Genomic DNA, 4,890 nt, shown 5'->3' on the forward strand with positions numbered 1-4,890 from the left:
ACCGGGCGGGCCCGCCCGGGACGGCGACGCGCGGCGGGCGGCGCAGGCAGCGGCGGGCCGCCGGAGTGCGGGGGAGGGGCGGCAGGCCCAGCGCCAGGGAGACCACGGCGAACACGGCGCCGAGCGCGGCCGCGGACGGGGAGCCGGCCGCGTACACGACCGCGGCCGCCACGGCCGCGGACCGGCCAAGCGCCTCCCCGAGGGCCTGCCGGAGCGCCCGCTCCGGCCGCACGCCCCGCTCGCACCACAGCCGCAGCCGGTCGAACGACCAGGCGGTGGCCCAGCCCATCAGCGGACGGAACACCCACCGGTCGGCGACGCGGCCCGGGCGGCCCCAGCGCGGCCGGTAGTCGTACCCGGTGAGGAAACGGATGCCGTCCTCCGGCTCCCCCGCCGGGACGTACCGCCAGTAGCCGCTGCCCTCGGCGAGCAGCGACAACGGGTGCGGCGACCGGAAACGCAGCGCCGAGGTACGGGTACCGTCCGGGCGGCGCCGCTCCCCCGCGGAGACGCCCGTACCGGCGATCACCAGGCCCGGCACGACCCGGGTCGCGTACCGGAACCGCACCGGCCGGCCCTCCCCGCCGGAGACCCCCGGGCCGTCCGGCCTCCCGGGCGCCTCCGGGGCTTCGGGCCTCCCGGGCTTCTCCGCACCCTCGGCCCCCTCCAGCGCCACGATCTCGGTGAACCGCAGGTCCCACCGCTGGTGCCGGACCGGGTCCTGCGTCCGCTCCCAGAGCAGCTCCATGCCGGCCCGGATCCGGCGCTCGACGTAGATCCCCCCGGCCACGTCGCCTCCCTCCCCTCGGACCACTGTCTTGAGCGTTCGCTCAAGACGGACCCTAGGCCCGATTGAGCGGATGCTCAAGACCCGGGGTGCACGTCCACCCGGCAACCCCCCACCCGGACACCGCACACACCCATGCAAAAGGCCCCCGTCGGTGTCCGACGGGGGCCTTCGTGAGGCGCGCGCTCGGCAGGATTCGAACCTGCAACCTTCTGATCCGTAGTCAGATGCTCTATCCGTTAAGCTACGAGCGCTTGACGTCCCGGCTGATCTTCTGCCGGGCGGCGTTGCGGGAACAACATTACATGACCCGTGCCCGGAGGCGAAATCCGATAACGGCACCCGGGGCGACCTGCGGAAAGACCCGTGAGGCGACGAAAGCCCCGGCGGTGACGCCGGGGCTTCGGTGATCACGGGGATCGCGCGGAGGCTGAGGGATTTGAACCCTCGATCAGGGGGTTACCCCGAAACCGCATTAGCAGTGCGGCGCCATAGACCAGACTAGGCGAAGCCTCCCCACACGCCGGCCGGGCGCAGGGCCAGGACGGCGTGTGTGCAGATGATGGCACAGCCCGGAGGCCTGCCACCAATCGACCCCTACGGTACAAGGTCCGCACACCCGGCGGCAAAGGATCTGCCCCGGTCGCGTGGGGTACGCCCGCCGGGGCGGCCGGGCCCCCGGGGGACGGCCGGACCGCCACCGGCACGGCCGCGGCCCGCAACCCCAGCCGCAACCGCAACCGGGGGGCGGCCGGCGCGTTGACAGGGCAGCAGCACCGCCGGGTCCCGACGCACACGCCGGGCCCCCAGACCCCCGGGAGCCGCCATGCCGCGCCGCCGCCTCGTCACCGTCCTCGCCCTCGCCGGGATCGCCGCCGCCCTGGCGGCGGCCGGCAGCCCGGCCGGCGCCACGTACGGGGCAGCCGGCGGCGACGGGCCGGCCGCCGCCCGTACCGTGCCCGCCGGGGCGCCCACGGCTTCGGGAACGGTCCCCGGGTCCGGCCCCCCGGGGACCGGGAAGCCCGCCGGGGTCCCGGCGGCCAAGCCGGACCATCTGCTCTTCACCGTCCGCCACAGCGGCGACCCGCGCACGGACGGGACCTACGCCCTCCAGTGCCACCCGGCGGCCGGCGGTCACCCCGCCCCGCAGGCGGCCTGCGCCGCGCTCGACGCGGCCGCGCACGGCGGCGCCGACCCGTTCGCACCTGTACCGTCCGGCGCCCACTGCGCGATGATCCACGGAGGCCCCGCCACCGCCCAGGTCAGGGGCATTTGGCACGGCAGACCGGTCTTCGCCCGTTTCGACCGGAGTGACGGCTGCGCGATGTCCCGCTGGGACGCGCTGGTGCCCGCACTTCCCGCGATCCGGTAATTCCCGGCGTGCGCCCGGAGGTAGGCCGGGACGCCCACCGGACGTCCCTCCAAGGCTCCCCCGCAGGGCGGCCGTTGAGCGCCGTCACAGCCCTCTCACGGCTTCGCCTCGCCCATCCGCCGCCGTCCGCGGCCCCGCTGCCCGTAGACTTCCCCCTAGTGACACCCCCGGTGCGTTCGGCAGACTGGCGGCCGCGGTCAGACCGGCCGGTCCGGTCACCGGCACCATGCGGTTACAGGGAGGAAGCACCGTCGTGAGCAGCAGGCCATCCCGAGGCGCTGCTCGCCTCGCCGCCATACTCGACGCCCTGCCCGATGCGTTGCTCCTGGTGAACTGCAACGGCACCGTCGTGAATGCGAACGCCATCGCGCTGGAGGTCTTCGAGACCCCCGGTACCGCGCTGGTGGGACGCGGGCTGCTCGATCTGCTGCCGGAGTTCGACTCGAAGCGGATCCCCGGCTCGATGCGCCGGCCGGACGAGGACGAGGGCGAGGCCCGGACGAAGCCGACGCGCATGATCGCGCGGCGCACCGACGGCAGCGCGTTCCCCGTCGAGGTGACCAGCGCGAACCTCGAGGACGGACGCACCCCGTACGCCTCCTCGTTCGAGGCCGCCTGGTCCGACCACGGCACCGGCGGCGGCAAGCACTACACGGGCGACGAGCTGCTGATGCTGGTCGTACGGGACCTCACCGGCACCCTGGACACCGAGGCCGAGCTGGCCCGGCAGCAGCGGCAGACCGAGATGATCCTGCGCGCCGCCTCCGAGGGCGTCGTCGGGGTCGACGGCAGCGGCCGGATCGTCCTGGTCAACCCCTCGGCCGCACAGATCCTCGGCTACCGCGCAGGCGACCTCGGCGGCCGCGAACTGCACCCGCTGCTGCACCACTCCCGCCCGGACGGCAGCCCGCTGCCCTGGGAGGAGACCCCGCTGCACGACACGCTGCGCTCCGGCCGCAAGCACCGGGTGAAGACCGGCCAGGTGCTGTGGGCGAAGGACGGGCGCGCGGTGCCGGTGGACCTGACGACGGCGCCGGTGCGGGACGGGGACCAGCTCGTCGGCGCGGTGCTGACCTTCACCGACCGCCGCCCGTACGAGACGCTGACCGAGCAGTACAGGCAGCTCCGCTCGGTGCTGGACGAGGCGCTGCGCGGCCCGCTGGACCAGCTCCGGAACGAGCTCGGCGGGCTGGCCGCCGACCCGGCGGGCCAGCTCTGGCCGGAGGCGAACCAGATCCTGCACCATCTGGCCGCCGGCTACACCCGGATGACCACGCTGGTGGACAACGTGCTGGGCTACCAGCGGCTGGCCGCCGGCCGGGAGAAGCTGCGCATCGAACGGGTCTCGCTGGACGGCGTGGTGTCGGCGGGCGTCGAGGGCGCGATCGAGCTCATCGGCCCGGGGCGCGCGCAGTTCGCGGTGCACGCCCCGCCGATCGAGGCCGAGGTGGACCCCGAGCGGCTGGCCACCGCGCTGGCGCACCTGATCGCCGACGTCGCGGGCGTCGACGCCACCGGCAACGCGGCACAACCGGCCGCGGGCGGCTCCGGGGACTCGACGATCGTGGTGGCCGCGGCCCAGCGCGGGGACGTCGTACGGATCGAGGTGCGCGGCCCGCACAGCGGCGGCAGCCCGGTGCACGAGCCGGTCGTCCGCGGGATCGTGCGCCGGCACGACGGCGTGCTCCAGACCCACGAGGTGCCGGGTGCGGGCGGCAACGCCTATGTCCTCGAGGTGCCGGTGGCCGCGGCGGGCGGCGTCGTCGAACCCTCGCGTACGAAGGAACGGTCCCGGGAGGCCCGGGACGGCGAGACCACGGTGATGCCGGTCCCCGAACAGCCCGTACGGGGCACGGACGGCGCCCCGCTCGGCTCGGCGTCCGCCACCGGCGCGGGCGACGACACGGGCGCCGGGCAGCCGGACGCGGGCCTGGGGCGCGGCAAGCCGGGCGTCCTCGACGCCGTGGTCGGCATGGACGGGTCCGCGGGCGGACCGCCGGGCGGGGGCACCGTGGCCGGCGGCCCCGAGGACGACGGCCCGGGCGGCTCCGGCGACCCTACGTCCCCCGGCGGCGCGATCCCCGTGCCGCCGCAGGGCGGCCCCGCCGAGGGCGAGCAGGCACCGCGCCCGACCGGCCGCCGCAGGCGCCCGAACCCGGCAGAGACGGAACAGGGCGGCACACCGGAGCAGGGCACGGGGCGAGGCGAACCGCACGCGCCGGGCGGCGACGCCGCCGGCACGGGCGCCCCGGACGCGGCGGGCGCCCCACGCGCCACCGGTCGGCGCGCCCGCCGCGCGCTGGCCGCACCGCCCGGCGACGCCGCACCGGCCGACGGCACTCCCGCCTCCGGTACGGGCACGGGCGCCGAGGGCGTCGGCGACGCACGGCTCGGCCAGCCGGTGCCACCGCAGGGCAACGGCCCGGTGCCGCCCCAGGGCAACAGCCCGGTCCCGCCCCAGGGCAACGGCCCGGTGCCGTACGGCACGCAGCAGCAGGCCCCGCACGGTGGGGGGCCGTCCGGCAGCCGGCCCGGCATCCCGCAGCAGGTACCGCCGGGCACCGGGCGCCGCGCCCGGCGCGAGCCGGCGTCCGCGCAGGGCACCCCCGCACAGGCGAACGGTGCGCTGCCGCCGGGCACCGGGGGCGAGCCGCAGCAGGCGTCCCCCGGGCAGGAGAACGCGCAGGTCCCGGCGCTCGCCGGCGGCGGCCGGCGCGCCCGGCGGCTCGCC

General features: G+C 76.7%; 3 protein-coding genes and 2 tRNA genes. 2 read left to right on the forward strand and 3 right to left on the reverse strand.

Translation table 11 applies throughout. The features are described 5' to 3' along the window. The 3 genes from HOY81_RS26665 to HOY81_RS26675 form a co-directional block, all read right to left on the reverse strand. Nucleotides 1–790, reverse strand: a 790-nt coding sequence (locus HOY81_RS26665) for a hypothetical protein (RefSeq protein ID WP_237323277.1), incomplete at its 3' end; no start/stop codon positions are given. A 178-nt stretch (nucleotides 791–968) separates the two neighbouring features. Further along, nucleotides 969–1,041: transfer RNA gene (locus HOY81_RS26670), tRNA-Arg, on the reverse strand. A 170-nt stretch (nucleotides 1,042–1,211) separates the two neighbouring features. Then, a tRNA-Ser gene (locus HOY81_RS26675) sits at nucleotides 1,212–1,303 on the reverse strand. 310 nt (nucleotides 1,304–1,613) lie between these two features. Between HOY81_RS26675 and HOY81_RS26680 the strand changes: the two genes are divergently transcribed. Together HOY81_RS26680 and HOY81_RS26685 are read left to right on the forward strand one after the other, a co-directional pair. Continuing rightward, the gene (locus tag HOY81_RS26680) at nucleotides 1,614–2,159 is read left to right on the forward strand and encodes an SSI family serine proteinase inhibitor (RefSeq protein WP_237323278.1); all 546 of its coding nucleotides are present in this window, start codon (nucleotides 1,614–1,616) and stop codon (nucleotides 2,157–2,159) included. Nucleotides 2,160–2,412: 253 nt separating this feature from the next. Then, the coding region (locus HOY81_RS26685; RefSeq protein ID WP_237323279.1) for a PAS domain-containing protein at nucleotides 2,413–4,890 on the forward strand (2,478 nt) is incomplete at its 3' end.

The organism is Streptomyces sp. JJ36, from assembly GCF_021696945.1.
Lineage (GTDB): Bacteria > Actinomycetota > Actinomycetes > Streptomycetales > Streptomycetaceae > Streptomyces.